The 20,263-nt window shown below is 69.0% G+C and carries 22 protein-coding genes and 1 pseudogene; 13 read left to right on the plus strand and 10 right to left on the minus strand.

The features are described 5' to 3' along the window. Positions 1-63 precede the first annotated feature (63 nt). A complete protein-coding gene (locus tag AB0J87_RS58375) occupies positions 64-711 on the minus strand; it encodes a class I SAM-dependent methyltransferase (RefSeq protein WP_363983768.1) in 648 nt (215 codons plus the stop codon). A 115-nt stretch (positions 712-826) separates the two neighbouring features. Between AB0J87_RS58375 and AB0J87_RS58380 the strand changes: the two genes are divergently transcribed. Beyond that, positions 827-1,381, plus strand: a complete 555-nt coding sequence (locus AB0J87_RS58380) for a TetR/AcrR family transcriptional regulator (protein WP_363983770.1) — start codon at positions 827-829, stop codon at positions 1,379-1,381. Here AB0J87_RS58380 and AB0J87_RS58385 read toward each other — a convergent pair. Continuing rightward, positions 1,372-2,493 carry an MFS transporter gene (locus AB0J87_RS58385; RefSeq protein ID WP_363983814.1) on the minus strand — a complete coding sequence of 374 codons (1,122 nt, stop codon included), beginning with the start codon at positions 2,491-2,493 and terminating at the stop codon, positions 1,372-1,374. The genes AB0J87_RS58380 and AB0J87_RS58385 overlap by 10 nt on opposite strands. Before the next feature lie 157 nt (positions 2,494-2,650). Here AB0J87_RS58385 and AB0J87_RS58390 point away from each other — a divergent pair, with 157 nt between their 5' ends. Beyond that, positions 2,651-3,799: an acyltransferase gene (locus AB0J87_RS58390; protein WP_363983772.1), complete on the plus strand. Its 1,149-nt coding sequence runs from the start codon at positions 2,651-2,653 to the stop codon at positions 3,797-3,799. A 166-nt stretch (positions 3,800-3,965) separates the two neighbouring features. Here the strand turns inward: AB0J87_RS58390 and AB0J87_RS58395 are convergent, their stop codons facing one another. The 4 genes from AB0J87_RS58395 to AB0J87_RS58410 all read right to left on the minus strand — a co-directional run bounded on the left by AB0J87_RS58395 (position 3,966) and on the right by AB0J87_RS58410 (position 6,591). After that, the gene (locus AB0J87_RS58395; protein WP_363983774.1) at positions 3,966-4,139 is read right to left on the minus strand and encodes a hypothetical protein; all 174 of its coding nucleotides are present in this window, start codon (positions 4,137-4,139) and stop codon (positions 3,966-3,968) included. Between the two features lie 88 nt (positions 4,140-4,227). Beyond that, entirely contained in the window at positions 4,228-4,794 is a 567-nt protein-coding gene (locus tag AB0J87_RS58400; protein WP_363983776.1) for a gluconokinase, read from the minus strand. Further along, positions 4,794-5,888, minus strand: coding sequence for a D-2-hydroxyacid dehydrogenase (locus AB0J87_RS58405; protein ID WP_363983778.1), 1,095 nt, complete (start codon positions 5,886-5,888; stop codon positions 4,794-4,796). The genes AB0J87_RS58400 and AB0J87_RS58405 overlap by 1 nt, the downstream gene beginning before the upstream one ends. Before the next feature lie 7 nt (positions 5,889-5,895). Next, positions 5,896-6,591 (minus strand): FadR/GntR family transcriptional regulator, encoded by a 696-nt coding sequence (locus AB0J87_RS58410; protein ID WP_363983780.1) that lies wholly within the window; start codon positions 6,589-6,591, stop codon positions 5,896-5,898. Between the two features lie 280 nt (positions 6,592-6,871). On the opposite strand from AB0J87_RS58410, the gene AB0J87_RS58415 reads away from it, so the two are divergent. From AB0J87_RS58415 to AB0J87_RS58435, 5 genes are all read left to right on the plus strand, one after another. Next, positions 6,872-8,038, plus strand: a complete 1,167-nt coding sequence (locus AB0J87_RS58415; RefSeq protein ID WP_363983782.1) for an ABC transporter substrate-binding protein — start codon at positions 6,872-6,874, stop codon at positions 8,036-8,038. Positions 8,039-8,106: 68 nt separating this feature from the next. Continuing rightward, on the plus strand, positions 8,107-8,967 hold the full coding sequence (locus tag AB0J87_RS58420; RefSeq protein ID WP_363983784.1) for a sugar ABC transporter permease: 861 nt from the start codon (positions 8,107-8,109) through the stop codon (positions 8,965-8,967). After that, positions 8,964-9,842, plus strand: coding sequence for a carbohydrate ABC transporter permease (locus AB0J87_RS58425; protein ID WP_363983786.1), 879 nt, complete (start codon positions 8,964-8,966; stop codon positions 9,840-9,842). Before AB0J87_RS58420 ends, AB0J87_RS58425 begins: the two co-directional genes overlap by 4 nt. After that, positions 9,839-11,446, plus strand: coding sequence for an alpha-amylase family glycosyl hydrolase (locus AB0J87_RS58430; protein WP_363983788.1), 1,608 nt, complete (start codon positions 9,839-9,841; stop codon positions 11,444-11,446). Before AB0J87_RS58425 ends, AB0J87_RS58430 begins: the two co-directional genes overlap by 4 nt. 100 nt (positions 11,447-11,546) lie before the next feature. Further along, positions 11,547-12,125, plus strand: coding sequence for a TetR/AcrR family transcriptional regulator (locus AB0J87_RS58435; protein WP_363983790.1), 579 nt, complete (start codon positions 11,547-11,549; stop codon positions 12,123-12,125). Positions 12,126-12,144: 19 nt separating this feature from the next. Here the strand turns inward: AB0J87_RS58435 and AB0J87_RS58440 are convergent, their stop codons facing one another. Next, a complete protein-coding gene (locus AB0J87_RS58440) occupies positions 12,145-12,741 on the minus strand; it encodes a DUF2218 domain-containing protein (RefSeq protein WP_363983792.1) in 597 nt (198 codons plus the stop codon). A gap of 179 nt (positions 12,742-12,920) precedes the next feature. Between AB0J87_RS58440 and AB0J87_RS58445 the strand changes: the two genes are divergently transcribed. The 6 genes and pseudogenes from AB0J87_RS58445 to AB0J87_RS58470 all read left to right on the plus strand — a co-directional run bounded on the left by AB0J87_RS58445 (position 12,921) and on the right by AB0J87_RS58470 (position 17,536). Beyond that, on the plus strand, positions 12,921-13,703 hold the full coding sequence (locus tag AB0J87_RS58445; RefSeq protein WP_363983794.1) for an alpha/beta hydrolase: 783 nt from the start codon (positions 12,921-12,923) through the stop codon (positions 13,701-13,703). 201 nt (positions 13,704-13,904) lie between these two features. Then, positions 13,905-14,574 (plus strand): annotated as a pseudogene (locus AB0J87_RS58450) (SPFH domain-containing protein). Next, positions 14,574-14,837 carry a hypothetical protein gene (locus AB0J87_RS58455; protein WP_363983816.1) on the plus strand — a complete coding sequence of 88 codons (264 nt, stop codon included), beginning with the start codon at positions 14,574-14,576 and terminating at the stop codon, positions 14,835-14,837. The pseudogene AB0J87_RS58450 and the gene AB0J87_RS58455 overlap by 1 nt, the downstream one beginning before the upstream one ends. Continuing rightward, a complete protein-coding gene (locus AB0J87_RS58460; protein WP_363983796.1) occupies positions 14,812-15,468 on the plus strand; it encodes a GPP34 family phosphoprotein in 657 nt (218 codons plus the stop codon). Before AB0J87_RS58455 ends, AB0J87_RS58460 begins: the two co-directional genes overlap by 26 nt. A 65-nt stretch (positions 15,469-15,533) precedes the next feature. Next, positions 15,534-16,430: an ATP-binding cassette domain-containing protein gene (locus AB0J87_RS58465; protein WP_363983798.1), complete on the plus strand. Its 897-nt coding sequence runs from the start codon at positions 15,534-15,536 to the stop codon at positions 16,428-16,430. Next, positions 16,427-17,536 (plus strand): ABC transporter permease, encoded by a 1,110-nt coding sequence (locus tag AB0J87_RS58470; protein ID WP_363983800.1) that lies wholly within the window; start codon positions 16,427-16,429, stop codon positions 17,534-17,536. Before AB0J87_RS58465 ends, AB0J87_RS58470 begins: the two co-directional genes overlap by 4 nt. A gap of 38 nt (positions 17,537-17,574) precedes the next feature. Here the strand turns inward: AB0J87_RS58470 and AB0J87_RS58475 are convergent, their stop codons facing one another. Genes AB0J87_RS58475 through AB0J87_RS58485 form a run of 3 tightly spaced genes read right to left on the minus strand, consistent with a single transcriptional unit; the run spans position 17,575 to position 20,215 of the window. Continuing rightward, positions 17,575-18,060 carry a hypothetical protein gene (locus AB0J87_RS58475; protein ID WP_363983802.1) on the minus strand — a complete coding sequence of 162 codons (486 nt, stop codon included), beginning with the start codon at positions 18,058-18,060 and terminating at the stop codon, positions 17,575-17,577. Further along, on the minus strand, positions 18,057-19,532 hold the full coding sequence (locus AB0J87_RS58480; protein ID WP_363983804.1) for a HAMP domain-containing sensor histidine kinase: 1,476 nt from the start codon (positions 19,530-19,532) through the stop codon (positions 18,057-18,059). Before AB0J87_RS58480 ends, AB0J87_RS58475 begins: the two co-directional genes overlap by 4 nt. An 8-nt stretch (positions 19,533-19,540) precedes the next feature. Then, positions 19,541-20,215, minus strand: a complete 675-nt coding sequence (locus AB0J87_RS58485) for a response regulator transcription factor (RefSeq protein WP_363983818.1) — start codon at positions 20,213-20,215, stop codon at positions 19,541-19,543. Between the last annotated feature and the right edge of the window lie 48 nt (positions 20,216-20,263).

Here is a 20,263-nt window from a genome sequence, read left to right on the forward strand (position 1 = left end):
ACCGCAGACCCTAACGAGCCCGCCGCTCCGCACGCCCGTTCCTCCTGCCGAGGTGACTCCGTTCTATGGCCGTGTGGCGCGGACGTAGTAGAGGAGGTACGGCAGACGGCCTTCTGATTCCACCTGGAAACCGGCGTCGGGGATCATGGTGCCGAGAAGGTGACGAGGGTCGTGCCGCATGGCGGGGCCGCTGAGGGCGCCGATGAGGTGTCTGGCCAGGGGGTTGGCAGGTGGACGGAATTCGGCGATGAGCAGGCGGCCGCCGGGCCGCAGCACGCGGAACATCTGGCGCAGCGCCTCGGGCCGGGCACCGGCGGGGATGTGGTGGACGGCGAAGCTGGAGACCACCAGGTCGAACGAGCCGTCGGGGAACGGCAGGTCCTGGCCCTCGCCTTCCACATAGGTGCAGTTGGCCGAAGCGTGCCGGGTGGCGTAGTCGATCATCGCGGGGGAGGGGTCCACGCCGGTGACGTGGCCGCTGGGCGTGACGACCGGGGCGAGGATCCGGCTGAGATAGCCGGTGCCGCAGCCGACGTCCAGGACGCGATCGCCTGCTCGTGGCCTGGCGGCTGCCGCCACGCGGGTGAAGGCGGCGCGGCGGCCGCCCAGGAAACCGATCGAGACGAGGGTCTCGTAGGCGCGCGGGTGGTCGATGGTGCCGCCGGCGTCGGCGTGCTCTTCGTGGGTGTGCAGGAGCTTTCCCAGACCCATGGCATTGCCTCCCAATGATGAACAAGCTGTTCAGTTATGAATGATGCGTTCATAATGGTGAGGGAGCAACGAGCAGATCGGCCGTGTTGTGCGGTACCGAACAGAGGGTGGGGAAGTGTCCGGAGACAGGCGGGTGCGGCGTACCCGGCGGATCGTCCAGGAGGCGCTGGTGGCGCTGATCCTGGAGAAGGGGTACGACGCGGTGACCGTCACCGACATCATCGAGCGCGCGGACGTGGGCCGGTCCACGTTCTACTCGCACTTCACGGACAAGCAGGACGTGCTGTTCAGCAACCTCGACGAGCTCGCGTTCCTGCATCCCGTACCGGCTGCCCGGTCGGGGGAGCTTTTCGCGTTCAGCCTGCCGATGTTCGAGCACGTGCGGGAGCAGCGGCGGCTCGTGCGTGCGCTCCTGGGGCGGCGGGGCGGCGGCCAGGTGTACGCGCGCGGCGAGCAACTGCTCTCGGCCGCGGTCAGGAACGAGCTCATGGCCGCGGGCGCGCGGGCGTCGGCCTCGCTGGACCTGCTGGTGGTGTGCGTGGTCGGCGCGTTCATGGGGCTGATGCGGGCGTGGGTGGACGGCGAGAGCACCGCTACGCCCGCCGAACTGGACGCGGCCTTCCGCGCGGCGATCGAGCCGGGCGTGCGGGCGGCGCTGGGTCAGGAGTAGCTGAGGGTGAGGGGCACCACCAGGAAAGCCAGAGCCGCGGTCCAGAACGCGCCCGCACCCGGGGCGCCCGCCAATGAGCCGAACATCGCCGTCAGGCCTGGGACGACAGGTTGGGCGACACCCCAGGACGATCCCTGGAAGGCGAACCAGCGCGGCCGTTCGGGCTCGGGTGCGGAGTCGGCGACGAGGGTCTGCCAGCGTCCGAGCAGCAGTCCGTTGACGGCCGTGGACGCGAGATAGGCCGCCGCGGTCAGCCCCGGCTGTTCGGTGAGTGCCATGGTCAGGGCGAGCAGGCCGAGCAGCACGGCGCCGCCACCGAGCACGATCCCGTGACCCAGGCGTGCCAGTCGTCGCCCGCCTGCCCACAGCGCGAGCGGGCTGAGCACCGCCGCGCCGGCGAGGGTGAGCCCGGGTGCCCAGGCAGGGGCGCCGCGTTCGAGCAGGGCCAAGGGGATGAACATCATCACGGCCAGACAGCCCACCGCGAAGGCGGTGCTGGCGAGCGTCAGCCGGAGCAAGGGCGCGGGAGGCCGCCAGCGCCGTTTCGGCGCGATGGCCCGTTCCTCGCCGCGTGGGAGGAAGCGCAGGGCGACTCCGGCGGCTACCAGGCACGTGACCGCATCCGTGATCACCAGCCACCGCACGCCCAGAGGCAGCAGGACGGCGGCGAGCAGGCCGGCCATCGCCCCCGCTGCCGACAGGCAGACTCCGAGCAGGGCGTACACCTGCTGCCGCCGTGCTCCGGTGGCGACGCGGGCGATGAGCTCCTGGGTGGCGGGCTCGTACAGCTCGAACGCCAGACCCACGAGGACGACCGCTCCCAGCATGTGCGGCGGGGTCCGGGCGGCGGCGAGGGCCAGCAAGGACAGGCCGGTCAGGCCGAGGCCCAGGCCGAGGACCGTCCGTGGCGGCATGCGGTCCAGGAGGAAGGCCCCCATCCAGCGTGAGATCAAGGCGGCGATCCCGAAGCTCGCCAGCGCGGCGGGTGCGAGCTCAGGGCCGGTGAGCACCGCGAGAAAGGCCAGGGCATAGGAGCCGAGCTGGTTGAGCACCCGTATCCACAGCAGCGTCTTCGCTGCTGCGGGGAACGGCTCTCGCTGCTTCTTGCCCATGAACACCGACGCAGGCTACCCGGCCGCTCCGACAAAAGGCTTCCTGACGCCGGCCTTGACGGAGCGATGTGGCGTTGGATCATCGCTCCGATACGTTTGGCATATGGTGACGGCCCCTCCGAAAACTCCTCAAGCCGCGCATACTGCGCCTACCCGATTGGCGTGGCTGGACGCGTTGCGTGGCGTCGGGGCGCTCGCGGTCGTGGGAGAGCACCTGACGACCTGGGCCATGCCCTGGCTGCGCCCCACCTCGTTCAATCTGGGCGTGTACGGCGTCTTGGTCTTTTTCCTGGTCAGCGGGTACATCATCCCGGCCTCGCTGGAGCGGCAGGGCGGCGTGCGCGCCTTCTGGATCGGTCGCCTCTTCCGCCTCTATCCGCTCTACCTCGCGGTCATCGCCGTGGTGCTGGCCCTGTCGTGGTGGATTCCCGTACGCGACGAGGTGCCCAGGGAGGCCGCGTCGGTGGCCGCGCACGCGACGATGCTGATGGACGCGATCGGCGTGGCCGGCGTGCTGAACACCATGTGGACGTTGTCGTACGAGATGGTCTTCTACCTGCTGGTCGCCGCGCTGTTCGTGACGGGCGTGCGTGACCGCAACGCTCTGCTCCCGGTCCTGTTCGGGCTGATCTGCGCCGTCACCGGGCTGACTCTGTCCGGCGCGTCGCTGTCGGGCGGGTGGCTGGCCTGGCTGTCGTTCGCGGTGTTCGTGATCGGTCTGGCGGGTGTGATCTCCGGACGCGCGATCACCGTTGGCTCCTGTGCGCTGGGCGTCATGGCGCTGGCTCTGGTCCTGGTGAGCAGCCGCGTCCCGTGGTTCGCCGCCGCGATCCTCGCGGTCATGTTCGCCGGTACGGCGATTCACCGGTGGGAGCGCGGCGACGGCCGGCTGTGGCCGGTGGCCGTCGCCGCCGTCCTGGTGACGGCGACGCCTCTGTGGGCGATCAACGCGGGATGGTGGTGGGTTCAGCCTGATGTGTGGAGCCTGACCATCGTCCTGGCGGGCGCCACCTTCGCCGCCGCCATGGTCTGGCGCACGCGCCGCGTGCCCGTCTTCCTCACCTGGCTCGGGACGGTCAGCTACTCCCTCTATCTGGTGCACCTGCCGATCCTGCTCGTCGTCATGCAACTGGCGGGGGAGATGCGCTGGTCACCCCTGCCCCTGCAGATCGGCATCAGCGTGCTCTTCGTCGGTGTGCTCCTCCCGGCCAGCTGGCTGAGCCACCGATTCATCGAGCGCCCCCTGCAGCGATTCGGCCGCCGCCTGGCTGACCGGCGCTCCTCCACGGCGCCCGTACTCACGTGAGGACCACCGGGTCGGGTGAGGCTCGTTGGCGATCAAGCCCCGGCGCTCGTAGTAGCGCGGCGTCTGGATGTTGACCCCGGCGAGCTCGGCTACTCGCCCGGTGCGCGGGTGGATGGATTCGGTCGGCTGCGTCGCGGTGATCTTGGAGCGGGGTTCGAGCCGGATGTCATGTCAGGCCGGCCGCCGCTTCGGCCCGCGCCTGCAGGGCGTCCAGGACCTTTACGTGCTGCCCGGGCACCCGTATGTCGAACTCGGCCACGCGAAGCGGCTGCTCGGCGGTGGGCAGCGTGCACGCCGACGGCACCCACTGCTGGTCCAGGGTCATGGCCTCTCGTGTCATGCCTCGACGGTAAACCCGTACCTGGGTACCGAATACAAGTACTTCGACGAGCACCGTCCACGCCGGACGCTCATCCGCTACCTGGCGCTCAGCAGGGCGGGACGCGGGAGTCGCGCGGCAGGATCTCCTCCATGAGGTTCGCGACCACGCGGTCCGGCTCGTGAGTGCAGTCCACGCGGAATCCCGGTTCGTCCGCCTCCAACGGCTCGAGGGTTTTCATTTGCGAGTCGAACAGCGCCCCCGGCATGAAATGCCCGGTGCGTGCCTCGACGCGACGGGCGATGAGGTCCGGCGGGGCATGGAGCTCGACGAACACCGCACTCGGGGCCTCGGCGAGAATGGTCTCCCGGTATTTTCGTTTGAGCGCCGAGCACGCGACGACCGCCCCTTCCGCGCGTAAGCCGGCGAGGGCGCCTCCGACCGTGACGAGCCACGGGAAACGGTCGTCGTCCGTGAGCGGGACGCCCGAAGCCATCTTGGCCACATTGGCCCGCGGATGGAGGTCGTCGCCGTCGAGGAAAGGCACTCGCAGCCGCTCGGCGAGTAAGCGGCCGACGGTGGTCTTTCCGGCCCCGGACACGCCCATCACTACAACAAGTGGTCGCAGCGGAAATCCCCTTCCTCGGTCTGATCGGCCGATATCGACCCGCGGCATCAGTAGAACTCGACCGTGTCGACGACGTTCACGAGCTCGTGCCCGTCCAGCAGCCGGGTGGCGTTGTCGGCGAACAGCTCCACGACGGCCGTCTCCTCGTCGACCGCGAGAGCCGCGGTGTGCGGACTGATCAAGACGTTGGGCATTCCCCAGAGCGGGCTCGCGGCGGGCAATGGCTCGACCTCGAACACGTCGAGGGCCGCGAAACCGATCCGCCCGTCCTCCAGCGCCGCGATCAGAGCCGGCTCGTCGACCACGCTGCCGCGGCCCACGTTCACGAACGTGACCCCGCGTTTGACCCGCGCGAGCAGCCGTTCGCCGACGATCCGTCGCGTCAGGTCGGTGCCCGGCAGCGCGGACACGATCACGTCCATCTCGCCGACGACGTCGTCCAGTTCGTCGATGCTCACGAACCTGTCGACGTCCAGGTGTTTGGCGTCGGCGTGGCGTGAGGTCGCCGTGACGCTCATGCCGAGCGCGGAGAGAGAGCGGGCGACGGCCCTGCCGATCCCCCCGAAGCCGAGGATCAGCACCTTCTGCCGGGAGATCTGCCGCGACATCCACCGTTCGCCCCACTGGCGCCGGCCTTTCTGCCGCAGCAGGCGGGGAAGATCCTTGGCACCGCAGAGGACGCCCAGCACCACGAACTCGGACAGCGGCGATCCATGCACGCCCGCCGAAGTGGTGAACGTGACCCTCTGGAAGTGCGACGGGCTCAGCCCGGCCTTCCCGACCTGCTGGCCGCCGCCGGCGGAGGTCGTGTGCACCCACTTCAGGCGCGGATTCGACTGCACCGTACGGGCCAGCGCCGCAGGATCGACGTCGGGGATCCCCAGCAGCGCGTCGGCGGAATCGAGGAGGGCCTCGAATCTTCGCTGCTGCTCCGGAGTCCGCCGAAACCCGGGATCGCCGGAGAAGTCCGCCTGGTGCCGGGCGGGCGGCAGCAACGAGGGATCGAACAGCAGGGTCACGCGCGGTTCGCGTTCCAGGATGAGCTGGTAGGACTCCTCGTGAAGGGGGTTGGCGACGGCTACCCGAAGGTTCTTCCGGCCGGGCGGGAGTCGGTCCCCGTCCGGCTTCTTGTGATCGCTCACTCGCCGATCAGCTCTCGACGAAGAGTCGCTGGGCGCGTTTCCACGCCTCTACGGAAGTGTCCATGTGCACCTTCATCGCGTGACGCGCCTTGTCGGGGTCACGCTGCTCGACCGCTCGCAAGATCTCCGTGTGCTCCTTCAGCGCAAGTGAGATCGCGCCAGGCAGACGATCGGTCAGCTGGCGCGCGTTCAGAAGAAGATCCCCCACACCCTCGAGCACGTTGCGGAACGCCACGTTGTGGCTCGCGACCGCCAGCGCCGCGTGGAAGGCGACGTCGGCGCGGTAGGCGCCCTGCCCGTCCCGGTGTGCGCGTTCGTAGTCGTCGAGGGCGACGCCGATCGCTTCGAGGTCGGCGGGACTCGCCTCGGTCGCCGCCCGCTCGGCTATCGCGGTCTCCAGCACGCGCCTCAGCTCATAGATGTCCCCAACGGCCTGCCCCTCCAGTAATGCGGAGATCGCCGCCGCCTCGACCGCCTCTTCGATCGGGACGGAGGTCACCCGCGCTCCGACGCGTGGGCGCACGTCGAGGTAACCCATGGTCACCAGCGATTGGACCGCCTCCCGGACGGTGTTGCGGCCAACCCCGTAAGCCTCCATCAGCTCCTTCTCGCCCGGCACCTTCGAGCCCGGTGGATACTGGCCACTCTTGATCTTGAACAGCAGGTCGTCGGCGATCGAGGCCGACAGGTTCCTCCTGGTCACCTTGACACGAGGTTCGATCATGTGATCTACTCCATTCATCCTACAAATAGGATTATTCGGATTCTAGCGAGAATCCCCTTCAACAGCAAACTCCCCGGGCCTGCTCGATTCGTGGCGCTACGACGACATAGCCCAGAAGTAATCAGAGAAAGCGGCAATGATGTTGACACGTGAACGACGTCTGCTCCGTGCCGTCACGGTAATCGGAGCGGGCTCAGCACTGGCCGTAGCGCTCACCGCGTGTTCCGACTCCCAGCAGTCGGCCTCCACCAGTACGGCTATGGATCCGGCGCTGGCCAAGTCCGCGAAGGGAAATGTCACGGTCTGCGGGCCCACGGACTCGTCGGGCGTCTGGAAGGCCACGATGGAGGCCTTCAACAAGGCCAACCCGGGGACGGTGGCCAATTATGTGGAGCTGGGAGCGTCGGCCGACGACCAGCTGCAGCAGATTACGCAGCGAATGCAGACGAAGTCGACGCAGTGTGACGTCGTCCGCCTGGATGTGGTGTGGACGGCGCAGCTGGCCGCCCAGGGCTGGCTCGCGGACATGAGCAAAGTCATCTCGTCCAAGCTGGACAAACTCATTCCGTCCACGGCCGGCACCCTGCTCTACAAGGACAAATACTGGGGTGTCCCGTTCTATTCGAACACCGGTCTGCTCTACTACCGCACCGACAAGACGCAGGCTCCGCAGACCTGGCAGCAGCTCTACTCATATGGCGAGGCGGACTCCAAGAAGGGATTCCTCTACCAGGCCTCACAAAGTGAGTCGCTCACCGTGAGCTTTCTCGAGTTGTTGTACAGCGCGGGCGGCGAGGTGCTGAACGACAAGGGCGAGGTGGCCGTCAATTCGCCGCAGACGGCCGAAGTCCTCACGTTCATGCAGAACGGCATCAACAAGGGCGCCGCGCCGAAGGCGGTGCTGACGTACGACGAGGACGCCACCCGCCTCGCGTTCGAGTCCGGCGCCGGCGCGACCATGCGCAATTACCCCTACGCCTACGCGGCCGGCCAGAAGTCGGCCATCGCCGGCAAGTTCGCCGTGACGCCGCTTCCCGGGTGGAAGACGCCGGGCAACGGCGTCGGCGTGCTCGGCGGCAGCAACGTCGCGGTCAGCACGTTCTCCAAGAACCAGGCGGGCGCCCTCGCGATGATCGACTTCATGACCAGCGACAGCTGGCAGGAGCAGATCGCGGTCAAGAACGCGCTCGCCCCCGCCGTCGCGGCGGCCTACGCGTCCGAGCCGGTCAAGAAGGCGCTGCCGTTCTCGCAGGAGCTGCTGAAGGCGCTGACGAGCGCGAAGGCGCGGCCGGTGTCGCCCGTCTATCCGCAGATCTCGCAGGCGATCTACCAGACCGTGGGGAAGGTGCTCTCCGGAGAGCTGACTCCGCAGGCAGGGGCCTCGCAGATGGCGGACAAGGTCGGCACCGCCCTGAAGACGTTCTGATGGCGATGCGGTTCTTCCGATCCTCGAGGCACCTCTCGGACTCCACCGAGAGGCGCCTCGCGGCGCGTATGGTGGCGCCCGCCCTCATCCTCATGGCCGGCGTCGCCGGTTATCCCGTGCTCTACGCGATCTGGCTCTCGCTGCACCAGTACAGCGTCATCACCCCTGGGCTCTCGCGATTCGTCGGCCTGGGCAATTACGCCGAGCAGCTCACCTCGCGCGCGTGGTGGGAAGCCGTGCGCAACACCTTCCTGTTCACCGCGATCTCGGTCCCGCTCGAGCTGGTCATCGGGATCGGCCTGGCGCTCCTGCTGAACATCGCCTTCCGGTTCAGGACGCTGCTGCGCAGCATCGTGCTGCTCCCGTACGCGATCCTGACGGTCGTGTCCGCCGTCACGTGGCGGACCATCTTCGACCCGGATCTGGGTCTCGTCTCCACGATGCTCAGCTCCCTCGGCCTCACCGACGCCGGCGTGGTCTGGCTGGGGCAGAGCGGATACGCGATGACGGTGGTGATCCTGGCGGACGTCTGGAAGACGGCGCCCTTCGTCGCGCTCCTGGTGCTCGCCGGGCTCCAGGTCATCCCCGCCGACCTGCGGGAGGCCTCGCAGATCGACGGCGCCGGCGCTTTGCGGCACTTCTGGAGCATCACGCTGCCCCTGCTGTGGCCCGCGATCGCGCTGGCGATGATCTTCCGTACGCTCGACGCTCTGCGCGTTTTCGACCTGCCGTTCGTGCTGACGCGTGGCGCCTACGGCACGGAGACGATGTCCGTCCTGGCCTACCAGACCTTGCGCGGCAACCAGCTGATCGGCGAAGGGTCCGCGGTGTCGATCCTCACGTTCGTCATCGTCATGTTCGTGTCCTTCCTCTACATCCGCTTCGCCGGCGGCAACATCCGATCGGTCGTCAAGGGAGGTTCGCGATGAGCAGCACCGCCACCGGCCGGCAGCCGTCGCCACGGAGAAGGGCCCGGCGGCGCGGCCCGGAGCACAACCCGCTGGTCTGGTGTGCCATCGCCGTCGTCATGGTCTTCTCGATCGTGCCGGTCTACTGGCTGGTCAACACGTCGTTGAAGACCGGGCCCGACCTCTCGACGGCGAGTCTCACCCCTCCGCGCCCCACTTTCGAGAATTACCTGGCGGTGCTCGGCGACAGCCAGTTCGTGGGCGCGCTGGTCAACTCCGTCATCGTGGCGACGACGACCACCCTGCTCGCGCTCGCCGTCGCGTCGTTCGCCGCGTACCCTCTCGCGCGGCTCAGGATGCGCGGCAAGTTCCTCATCCTGAGCATCGTGCTGTCCGTGACGACCTTCCCGGGCATCGCGATCGCCGCGCCGATGTTCTCCCTGTGGAACGATCTCGGGCTCTACAACACGCTGGTCGGGCTGATCATCCCCTATCTGACGTTCACCCTGCCGTTGTCGATCTACACCCTCGTGTCCTTCTTCAAAGAGATCCCCGTGGAGCTCGAGGAGGCGGCGTACATCGACGGCACGTCCCCGTTCCAGGCCTACTACAAGGTCATCCTGCCGCTTGCCGCGCCCGGTATAGCCACCGTGGGGATCCTCGCGTTCATCTTCGCCTGGAACGAGTTCCTGCTCGCGGCCACGCTGACGTACAGCCCCGAGGCCCGCACCGTTCCCGTCGCCATCGCATTCTTCACGGGCGCGAGCGAGTACGAGCAACCGCTCGGCACGATCAGCGCCGCGTCCGTGATCATCTCGATCCCGCTCGTTCTCCTGGTGCTGGTCTTCCAGAGAAAGATCGTGTCCGGCCTCACTGCGGGAGCAGTCAAAGGATGAACGCCCAGAACGGACGGTGGTGGCGCGAGGGCGCCTTCTACCAGGTGTACGTGCCGTCGTTCCAGGACGGCGACGCGGACGGATTCGGCGATCTGCGGGGAGTGGAGCGGCGCCTCGACCACATCGCGGCACTCGGCGTGACCGCGGTGTGGCTGAGCCCGATCTATGCGTCGCCGCTGCTGGACTTCGGTTACGACGTGTCCGGTCACACGGAGGTCGGGACGGTGTTCGGCGATCTGGCCACCTTCGATCGCGTCGTTCGAGGGGCGCACGATCGAGGGCTGCGTGTCGTCCTCGACTACGTGCCCCAGCACACCTCCAGCGAACATCCCTGGTTCCGCGACGCGCTGTCGAGCCGAGACGGCACGCACCGGGACTGGTACCTCTGGCACGATCCGAAGCCGGACGGCAGCCCGCCCAACAACTGGGCCTCCGCCTTCGGCGGCCCCGCCTGGACCTTCCATGAGCCGACCGGGCAGTACTACTACCACGCGCACCTGCCCGAGCAGCCGAGCCTGAACTGGCGCAACCCGGCCGTCCGGGAGGCGATGTTCGAGGTCATGCGGTTCTGGCTGGACCGCGGGGTCGACGGGTTCCGCGTGGACGCGGTGTGGCGGCTCATCAAGGACGCGCGACTGCGCGACAACCCGATGATGGACGACGGCGGCGAGTCGTTCGAGATCGGCGGCGCGGGCGCCCACACGACGGTCCGGCAGATCCAGAAGTACACCGCCGACCAACCCGAGCTCCCGGGCCTGCTCGCGCAGATGCACACGGTCATCGACGAGTACGACGACCGGATGCTGATGGGTGAGCTCCACCTCAAGCTCGAACGCGTCGCCGCCCTCGGCACGCGGGGGCTGGACATCGCGATGAACTTCTCCCTCATCGACGCCCCCTGGAACGGCCTCGACCTGGCGAAACTCATCCAGCGCTACTACGCCGCGCTCCCGCCCGGCTCGCACCCCAACTGGGTGCTGAGCAACCACGACAGGTCCCGGCTCGCCAGCCGCATCGGGACGGAACGCGTCCCCGGCGCGCTGGCCCTGCTGCTCACGCTCAAGGGGACGCCGACGCTCTACTACGGCGACGAACTCGGCCTGCCCGACGCCCCGGTCGACGCCGGGCGCGCCCGCGACTGCGCCGAACTCCGCGCGCCCGGCCTCGGACTCGGCCGGGACCCCCAGCGGATGCCCATGCCCTGGGAGGCGACGCCGTCGCACGCCGGATTCACGCCCGACGACGTCGAGCCGTGGCTGCCCATACCCGCGTGGGCGGGGCAGTTCAGCGTCGAGAGCCAGGAGCTCGACTCCCGCTCGCTCCTCTCCCGCGTCCGGGAACTCCTGAAGCTCCGGCGAGAGCTGGCCGCGCTGCGTCAGGGCGGCATCACCGTGCTCTCCGCCGACCCGGACCATCTCGCCTACCTCCGTGGCGACGGCGAGAACTCACTCGTCGTGGCGGTGAACCTTTCCGACCGCGACCAGACGGTCGCGTTTCCCGGTTCCAGGAGCACGCTCTGGTCATCGCATGCGACCGTCGGCGAGGGAGACCGGCTGCCCGGTGCGGTCACTCTCGCGCCTTTCGAAGCGCGACTCCTGCGGTGACAGTTCGGGGGTCGCGCGTGCTGACCAGGCTCGGCCTTCCGGACGGGCCGCCCGCGGCGACACCTCAGATGGCCCCTGCGTCGCCTCGTACACTGGCTGGGTGCCCAAACTGTGGAACGAGACGATCGAGGCGCACCGCCGTACCGTGCATGACGCGATCCTGGACGCCACAGTGGAGCTGGTGGGCGAGCGAGGGCTGCTGGCGGTGACGATGTCGCAGATCGCCGAGAAGACCGGCATCGGGCGGGCCACGCTCTACAAGTACTTCCCCGACGTCGAGACGATTCTGGTGGCCTGGCACAACCGCCAGGTCGCCGGGCATCTGGAGCACCTCGTACGGGCGGGGGAGCGTGCGAGCGATGCCGGGCAGCGGCTCGAGGCCATGCTGGAGACGTACGCGCTCATCCATCAGCAGATGGCAGGGCACGGTTTCAGCCCCGACCTCGTCACTCTCCTGCACCGATCGCACGACGCCGGCCACGCCCGGCAGCAGCTGCACGCCATGTTCCGCGATGCGCTGGCCGATGCCGCGCGGGCCGGCGTCATACGTGACGACGTGGCGGCGGACGAGCTGGCCGCGTTCTGCCTCCACGCGCTTCAGGCGGCCGGCGCCCTTCCGTCCAAAGCCGCTGTCCAGCGGCTCGTCACACTCACTTTGTCCGGGTTGCGAGCCCGCTGAGCCGGACGCCCGCTCGGTCTCAGCGGGCTTTGACGGATGGGCGGCGGCGGCGCCAGAGATGGGTCGCCACCAGGGCCGCCTTCACCAGGAGGGCCACCAGGACGACGTCCGCGCCCAGTCCGGCCCAACGCGGAATCGCCAGAATGCCCGCGGCCAGGCCCGCGTGCACGCCGACCGCCAGGACGGCGGCCACCGTAAGGCCGAGCACCGCGTGCCGGCCTCGACGCGGCGTGGCCTCCGCCACGGCAGGCGCCGTTCCGGCGTTCGCGTCCGTACGGTTCCAGTCCACGGTCAGGCCGTCCCTCCTGCCCATCCGCGTGATGTTCCTGGTGAGGAGGGTCTGGAGGCGCTGCAGCCCGTCCTCGTCCTCGGCCTCGATCCGTAATGTCAGGGCCTCGGGAGTGGCCTCCAGGACGCAGGATCCCCGGTCGACGGTGATGGTCCCGCTGGTTTCCGACCACTCGGCCTGGACATTCTTCGGCCTCTCGCTGCCCGTGTGCCGGTCGCGGCCGGGGTGAGCGGGGAAGCCGTGGCCCATCTGGGTGGCGTGGCGGCATAGCTGGACGAGGTATCGGCCGGCGCGTTCGGTTGCGACGCGGGCTTCGGCGGTCGGCATCGGCAGTCCTTTCGGGATTCGGTGAGGGTCGGATTCCGGTGAGCGCGGCGAGCCGGGCCAGGACGCCGTCGGGGATGCGACTGCCTCTCTGTCTCGGTCCGGAACATGTCGTACTATATACATACACTCTGTATCGCAAAATTCCGCAACACCGCGAACAGATGAGGAGTGCTGGACACGTGAGCACGCTCGAAGTCCCAGGAGCCCGTCTCTACTACGAGACCCACGGGAGGGGCCCTCTCCTCCTCCTGATCACAGGCGCCCCCGGCGTGGCGGACGTATATCGAGCCGTCACCCAGCACCTGACCGCCCACTGCACCGTCGCCATCTACGACCGCCGCGGCTTCTCCCGCAGCCTCCTCGAAGGCTCGCAGGACTACGACCGCCGCCTGGAAACCGACGCCGACGACGCTCGCCGTCTGATCGAGCACCTCGGCGCCGGGCCGGCGATCGTCTTCGGCGCCAGTTCCGGAGCCGTGGTCGGACTGGAACTCCTGGCCCGCCACCCCTCTGCGATCCGCACTCTCATCCCGTACGAACCGCCCGTGACGCGACTGCTCCCCGACGGCGACACATGGGTACGGTTCTTCTCCGAGGTCTACGACCTCCATCGGCGCTCCGGCCCCGAGCCCGCGATGACGCTGTTCCGGGAACGCACATTCGCCCCCTATGACCACCGGTACATGGCCAACGCCCCGAGAAACGACGCCAACGCCGCCTACTGGTTCGAGCACGAGCTACGCCAGTACCCGCCGGCCCCTCTCGACCTTGCCTCGCTCGCGGCGCACGCCGGTCATGTCACTCCCGCGGTCGGCCGCGAATCACGCGGACACCCCTGTTACGAGGCGACCGTGGCGCTGGGCATGCGTCTGGGCCGCGACGTGGCCGAACTCCCCGGCGGCCACATCGGCTTCATCACCGACGCCCCGGCATTCGCCGCCGCACTCGTCAAGTCGCTCTGACAGGCGCGGAGGGGAGAAGCTCAGGCCCGGCCTTCCACAGTCGCCCAAAAAGTGATATCACTTTGCTAGCAAGGTGAAGTCACATAGAAGGGGCGGACGATGGCGAACGCATCGGGCGAGACCGCACTTGAGACCGCCGTCGTGGACATGCCCGCACCGCGCACGAGCGAGCACCCGGTGCGGGTGGCCAGCGGGTTCGTCATGCTGGGGGTGGCGACGGGGCTGGACCTGGCCGGGATCGCGCTGCTCGTCGTGGGGATCGTCCTGCTCGCCGCGGGGGCCGGGCAGGGCGGCATGTGGGTGGTCATCGCGAGCAGCCTGATGATCCTGCTCGGGCTCTTCATGTCCTTCGGCCTCACCGCGGGGGCACCGGGGGAGGCCAGGGTGGTGCAGCTGCTCGGCCGGTACGTCGGCACCCTGCGCGCCCCCGGCTTCCAGCGGGTCAACCCGATCACGGTGCGCCGAGGCGACGGACGTGACGAAGGTCAACGACGCGACCGTGGTGGTCTGGCAGGTGCGGGACACGGCGCAGGCGGTGTTCGAGGTGGATGACTTCGTGGAGATCGGCGCCAGGGTGGCTTCGGCCGGGGTGAAGGTCATCGAGTCGCGCATCATCCACCTGGCGTACGCGCCGGAGATCGCCCACGCGATGCTCCGCCGCCAGCAGGCCGGCGCGGTGGTGGCGGCCCGGCAGCGGATCGTCGAGGGGGCGGTCGGCATGGTCGAGATGGCGCTGGCCAGGCTCGCCGAGCACGACGTGGTCGAGCTCGACGAGGAGCGCAAGGCGGCCATGGTCAGCAACCTGCTCGTGGTGCTGGTCGGCGACCGCGACACCCGGCCGGCGGTCAACACCGGCACGCTCTACCAGTAATCGCCGTGGAGCGGAAGAAGATCCTGCTGCGGCTCGACCCGGTGGTCCACGACGCGCTGGCGAAGTGGGCCGCCGACGACCTGCGCAGCACGAACTCGCAGATCGAGTTCCTGTTGCGCAGGGCCCTCTCGGAGGCCGGTCGCCTGCCCGACAGCGTGGGGCGGATGCGCCCACGCGGACGGCCGAGGAAGGCGCCGGAGGACGACACACATCAGGAAGAAGAAGGGGAGCAGGCGGATGGAGACGCAAGTGAAGCACGGTGAGTCACTGACCCGATCGGCCTTCCTACTGGCCTTCGACCTGCGGAAGGAGAAGCTGACCCAGCGGGGAGACCTGGGTTATCTGCTGCGCGCGGCCACCCTCGCCGAGCTGCTGCTGGCGGGCAACCTGGCGGACGAGTCGGGCAAGGCGCGGGCTCTCACCGCCCCGGCCGCCGAGCCGGGTTCCCTGCGCGCTGTGGTCTGGGAGCAGATCTCGAACCCGCCGCCCCGCTCGTGGCGGCGGTGGGTGCAGAAGCACAACGGCAAGGCGGTCCGCTTGGTACGCGACGAGCTGGCGGCCGCCCGGATGATCAACGTGGAGCGACGCCGGATCCTGCTGTTCCCGGTCGAGCGGATCACGCCGCGCAAGGCGTACCTGTCGCGCAGGCTGGCCGAGCGCGTCGGCCAGGCCATTCGCGGCGGGCAGCCGGTCGGGCTCCTGGATGAGGACGTCCGCGTCCTGGCGGCGCTGGCCACGGCGGCCCGGCTCAAGACGGTGGTTCCCTCCTGGCGGGAGGCGCGTCTGCGCCGGGACCGGATCCAGCAGCTGTCCGCGCCGGTCGAGCCGATCGCGACCGCATTGCGCAAGAGCGTCGATGAGGCCAGGGCGGCGGCGGCGAGCGGCGGCGGCTGACATGACGCATCACGTCGGCTCATCGCACAGTCCTTGACGGCACCCATGATGAAGGAGAGCACCTGATGCTCGAGATCAGCGAGTTACACAAGCGCTTCGCGGGCGGCCCCGACGCTCCCGACGGCAAGCTCGCCCTGGACGGGATCAGTTTCGCCGTGCGGCCGGGGGAGATGTTCGGGTTCGTCGGCGCGAACGGCGCGGGCAAGACGACGACCATGCGCATCGTGATGGGTGTGCTCCAGGCCGACTCCGGCTCGGTGAGCTGGCAGGGCCGCTCGCTCGGCTACGACGACCGGCGCCGCTTCGGCTACATGCCGGAAGAGCGCGGCCTCTACCAGAAGATGCGGGTCGCCGAGCAGATCGAATACTTCGGCCGCCTGCACGGGATGAGCGCCGCCGCTGCCAAGAAGGCCACCCAGGACCTCATGGAGCAGCTGGGCGTGGCCGAGCGCAGGAACGACCCGGTGCAGGCGCTCTCGCTGGGCAACCAGCAGCGCGTGCAGCTCGCCGTGGCGCTGGTGCACGACATCGAGGTTCTGGTGCTGGACGAGCCGTTCTCCGGACTCGACCCGATCGCGGTGGACGCGCTGGCCACCGCTCTGCAGGAGCGGTGCAGGGGCGGAGTGCCGGTGATCTTCTCCAGCCACCAGCTGGAGCTGGTCGAGCGGCTGTGCGACTCGGTCGGCATCGTGTCCGCCGGGCGGATGGTGGCCACGGGCACGGTGGCCGATCTGCGCTCGGCTGAGAACGACACGCTGCGGGTGGTCGTCCGCGATCCGTCCCCCGGCTGGGCGGACGGCCTGCCCGGCACGGTCACCGTGTCCGGCCACCGGCACATTCTGCGTACGACGAACGGCGACGACCAGGAGATCCTGCGCCGCGCCATCAAGGCCGGGCATGTCGAACACTTCGGCCACGAGCGCCCGACCCTCACCGAGATCTTCAAGGAGGCCGTGGCGTGAACGAGTGGATGCTGGTCGCCCGCAGGGAGATCGTGACGCAGCTCCGTACGAAGGCGTTCGTCACCGGCCTGATCATCACGGCCGTGCTGGTGGCGGCCGTCTCCTTCGCGCCGAAGCTGCTCGACGGGCCTAATTCCTACACCCTCGGCACCGTCAACTCCCAGCGGCTGCCGCTGGAGGCCGCCGCCCCGGACTCGGAGTTCACCTGGCGCGCGTTCTCCGACGAGGCCGCCGCCAAGCGGGCCGTGCTCGCAAAGGACGTGGACGCGGTGCTGGTCAACGGCACCAAGGTGCTCACGGACGGGGAGATCGACGACCAGCTCGGCGTGCTCCTGCAGAGCGTCAACCGGGAGGCGAAGCTCGGGGCCGCAGGCGTATCGATCCCGCCGCTGAAGATGGTGTCCGTGGGGGCCGACACCCGCTATCAGGCCGCGCGCACCGGGCTCGCCGTGGTGCTGGTGATCGTGCTCTTCATGATGCTCATCGGCCAGGTCGGGATGGTGGCCATGGGCGTGGTGGAGGAGAAGGGCAGCAGGATCGTGGAGATCCTGCTCTCCACGCTGCGGCCGTGGCAGCTGTTCGGCGGCAAGATCGTCGGGCTGGGCGCGGTCGGCCTGATCAACCTGGTCACGATCCTGACGGTCGGCCTGGCCGCCTCCATGGCCTCGGGTATCGCCGGCGACTTCCCGCCCGGCATGCCGGGGCTGGTGGCCGGTGTGGTGGTGTGGTTCGTCCTCGGGTACGCCTTCTTCGCCACGCTGGCGGGGGCGTTCGCCTCGCTGGTCTCGCGCCTGGAGGAGGTCAACAGCGTGCTGACGCCGGTCATCATGGTGATCATGGTGAGCTACTTCGTGGCCTTCTACGCCACCATCGATCCCACGGGCACGCCGGCCATGGTCATGTCGTACGTGCCGCCGTTCTCCTCGATCGTCATGCCGGTGCGGATGGCCGCGACCGAGGTGCCGCTGTGGCAGGCGGGGCTCGCCATGGCGGCGATGGTGGCGGCGGTGCTCGCGGCGCTGGCCTTCGGCGCCAAGGTGTACCAGCGGGCGGTGCTGCGGACGGGCGCCAGGGTCAGGCTCGGCGACGTGGCGCGTATGCGCTGAATGGGACAATCTGACCAAGACCGCTGGTGGACAGGTCGCTAGCGTTGCCTCGGGCAGCTTCGGGGGCCGCTGTCCTGCCCGGCGCCGACGACGGTGACCTGGCCAGCAGGGGTTTCCGGTGCCAGGGCGGCGGCCGTGCAGACGATCTGGTCGATGGCCAGTGCGGGCAGTTGGCCGGGCGGGGTGGACAGGGTCACCACCAGGTGGCCGCCGGGTTCGGCGGTCATCGAGAACGGGCCGGCTTCGGGTGGGACGTCGGTGGTGAGCCCCCGGGTTCGTTCTCTAGGGGTGGGTCCGGCTGCCAGCAGCGCGAGTGTGTCGGCCGGGGACAGTCGGTAGCCGGGTCGCGTCACCGTGCTGAGCCGGCCGTTCTTGACCAGGTAGAGGGTGACCTTCAGGGGTGGTGCGATGGGTCCGCTGGGCGGGTCGCCGGCGGAGATGGCGTCGCTGGGTTGCACGCCGCAGCCGGCCGCGAGCGTCAGCAGGGCCGCGGCGAGCAGGCGGCGGGTGGGTCCGGCCGTCACTCGGGGCCCCCGTCGGGAGCGTCCGCCCGGCGTGGCAGGCGCAGGGTGAAGAAAGCGCCGCCGTCGGGGGCGTTGGTGACGGTGAGGTCGCCTTGGTGCAGGCGGGCGTTCTCCCGGGCGATGGCCAGGCCGAGGCCGCTGCCTTCGGATCTGGCCCGGGCGGCGCTGGCCTTGTAGAAGCGGTCGAACACGTGCGGGAGCACTGCCTGGTTCAGTCCTGGTCCGTGGTCGCGGACCTGGAAGGTGATCCAGTGCGGGTCGGCGGTCAGGTGTAGCGTCACGGGTGGTTGGCCGTGGCGTAGGGCGTTGCCGACCAGGTTGGCGAGGATGACGTCGACGCGGCGTGGGTCCAGTCGTGTGGTCACGGCGGGTGGGAGGTCGGTGTGGACCTGCTGGGTCCAGCCTCGGACGCGCAGGGTGGCGGAGACGAGTTCGGCCACGTCGACCTCGTTGAGTGCGAGGGTGGCGACGCCGGAGTCGAATCGGCTGATCTCGATGAGGTCGTTGACCAGGGCGGTGAGGTTGAGGGTTTCCTGGCTGACCAGCCGGGCGGCTCTGCCGGCGGGCTCGGGCAGCCGGGCGGCCTCCTCGTCCAGGATGTCGGCGACGGCGGTGAGTGCGGCCAGCGGGGTGCGTAGTTCGTGGGAGACGTCGGCGACGAATCGGCGGGCGTCGGCTTCCATCTCGCGTAGTTGTTTGACGTGTCGTTCGAGTTCGGTGGCGGTGTTGTTGAAGGTGTGTGCCACCTCGGCCAGCTCGTCGGAGCCGTGGACCGTGATTCTGGTCCGTAGTTCGCCTTGGCCCAGCAGGCGTGCCGCGTGGCCGAGTTCGCGTACCGGGCGTAGCACGCCGCGGGTGGCCAGCGATGCCAGGACGACCGCGAACGCCAGGGCGGCCACGCCGATGAGCCAGGCGGACGCGGAGAGCCGGTCGATGCTGCGCTGTTCGGGAGCCAGGCTGTGCACGGTGTAGACCTCGATGCCGGAGGCCCGGGTCGTGCGGTCCCCCTCGACGATCAGCAATGGCGCGCCGATGATCAGCTGGGGCCCGTCCTGCCACACCATGCGTTGCCACGCGATGTTGCCGTCGGCCACCTCCCGCCGCAGCCCTTGGGGAATCATCCCGGGATCCAGACCCTGCCGGCATGGCCTGCCGAAAGGCAGGCATGGCCGGCCGGGGCCGGCCGGTGAGCGCGTCTCGTGGTAGACGGCGACCGTGTCGTTCTCCCCGTCCGCCACGGCCCGGGCGATCTCGCCGAGCTCGCCCGCGTCCGGCGCCGCACTCCGCAACGGGAATAGCGCCTCCAGACGGCTCCTCATCGCCTGCACCGCGGCATCCTGAGCCCGTTGCAGGATGTCGTTGCGGGCCTGAACGTACATCCCACCGGCCACCGCCGTCGCAGTGACCACACACAGCAACGCGAACGCGAACAACAACCGGGCACGCAGCCCCAGGCTCGGCCGAGGCGTCACCGGCCGCTTCACACCGGCCCGAACCGGTACCCGAACCCACGCACCGTCTGCACATAGACAGGCGCCGCCGAGTCGTCCTCGATCTTCGCGCGCAACCGCTGCACACACGCGTCCACCAACCGCGAGTCACCGAAATACCCGTGCTCCCACACCGACTCCAGCAACTGCTGACGGCTGTACACCCGACCCGGCGCAGCCGACAACTCCAGCAACAACCGCAGCTCGGTCGGAGCCAGACCCACCACCACCCCACGATGGGCGACCACCAACCCGGCCCGATCAATGGTCAGCTCCCCATACCGCTCCAGCTCCGCCTGATCCCGGCCGATCCGCCGCAACACCGCCCGAATACGCGCCTCCAACACCCTGGGCTGCACCGGCTTGACCACATAATCGTCGGCACCCGCCTCCAACCCGGCCACCACATCCATGTCATCACCCCGCGCGGTCACCATGATGATCGGCACCTGCCCGACGGCCCGGATACGACGGCACACCTCGAACCCGTCCATCCCCGGCAACATCAGATCAAGCACCACGACATCGGGAAGATGCGCACGCAGCCGCTCCAGCCCCTGCTCACCGGACTCCACCGCGCTCACCCGATGCCCATGCCGGGTCAGGGCCAGCTCAAGACCCTCCCGCACAGCCGGGTCATCCTCGATCAACAACACCCGCGACACGCCGCTCATCACAGCACGCTCCGTACCTCACCCGCCGATCCACCCCGT

Origin of the sequence: Nonomuraea sp. NPDC049625, from assembly GCF_040675285.1 — a bacterium.
Taxonomy (GTDB): Bacteria; Actinomycetota; Actinomycetes; order Streptosporangiales; family Streptosporangiaceae; genus Nonomuraea; species Nonomuraea angiospora_A.

Excerpts from the sequence above, each read along its gene's own strand:
- AB0J87_RS58415 (WP_363983782.1), top strand. The coding sequence starts at position 6,872 with ATGGATCCGGCGCTGGCCAAGTCCGCGAAGGGAAATGTCACGGTCTGC.
- AB0J87_RS58400 (WP_363983776.1), bottom strand. The coding sequence starts at position 4,794 with ATGCCGCGGGTCGATATCGGCCGATCAGACCGAGGAAGGGGATTTCCG.
- AB0J87_RS58375 (WP_363983768.1), bottom strand. The coding sequence starts at position 711 with ATGGGTCTGGGAAAGCTCCTGCACACCCACGAAGAGCACGCCGACGCC.
- AB0J87_RS58430 (WP_363983788.1), top strand. The coding sequence starts at position 9,839 with ATGAACGCCCAGAACGGACGGTGGTGGCGCGAGGGCGCCTTCTACCAG.
- AB0J87_RS58465 (WP_363983798.1), top strand. The coding sequence starts at position 15,534 with ATGCTCGAGATCAGCGAGTTACACAAGCGCTTCGCGGGCGGCCCCGAC.
- AB0J87_RS58425 (WP_363983786.1), top strand. The coding sequence starts at position 8,964 with ATGAGCAGCACCGCCACCGGCCGGCAGCCGTCGCCACGGAGAAGGGCC.
- AB0J87_RS58385 (WP_363983814.1), bottom strand. The coding sequence starts at position 2,493 with ATGGGCAAGAAGCAGCGAGAGCCGTTCCCCGCAGCAGCGAAGACGCTG.
- AB0J87_RS58420 (WP_363983784.1), top strand. The coding sequence starts at position 8,107 with ATGGTGGCGCCCGCCCTCATCCTCATGGCCGGCGTCGCCGGTTATCCC.
- AB0J87_RS58460 (WP_363983796.1), top strand. The coding sequence starts at position 14,812 with ATGGAGACGCAAGTGAAGCACGGTGAGTCACTGACCCGATCGGCCTTC.
- AB0J87_RS58395 (WP_363983774.1), bottom strand. The coding sequence starts at position 4,139 with ATGACACGAGAGGCCATGACCCTGGACCAGCAGTGGGTGCCGTCGGCG.
- AB0J87_RS58440 (WP_363983792.1), bottom strand. The coding sequence starts at position 12,741 with ATGCCGACCGCCGAAGCCCGCGTCGCAACCGAACGCGCCGGCCGATAC.